Here is a 395-nt window from a genome sequence, read left to right as displayed (position 1 = left end):
AGCATCACCAATTGCGGTGACTGGCAGACCGGCAAGCATATACCTTACATGGGTATTACCAGGATGGCCGGACGTGTGTTCCTCTGCATCGCTCCCGGTGGTACCGACAATCCTCCGATGTGGACTCAGACGACCAATGAGGGGCGCCGTATCCTGCAGACCCAGAACGGCGGCAAGTCCTACGGTTATACCATTACCGGGGACTTGAATACCGCTGAGTATGAGCTGCTGGTAGAGAACGGCCAGGATGGGCGTGACGGCAGGGATTATGAGTGGATTTTTAAGCATACGACAGAGAACATAACACCTTCCACGCCAGCCACCTCGCAGGTGGATGACTATGTTCCGTCCGGCTGGCACGATGACCCGATTGGTGTCAGCGAGAGCCTGCCATA

Annotated in this window: 1 pseudogene; it reads left to right on the top strand. The window is 55.9% G+C overall.

The features are described 5' to 3' along the window. Positions 1-395, top strand: a pseudogene (locus tag M1B78_RS18585) (hypothetical protein); the annotation flags it as partial.

The sequence above is a fragment of the Bacteroides muris (ex Fokt et al. 2023) genome (genome assembly GCF_024704895.1).
Taxonomy (GTDB): Bacteria; Bacteroidota; Bacteroidia; order Bacteroidales; family Bacteroidaceae; genus Bacteroides; species Bacteroides muris.
This window is presented reverse-complemented; position numbering and strand designations above follow the sequence as displayed.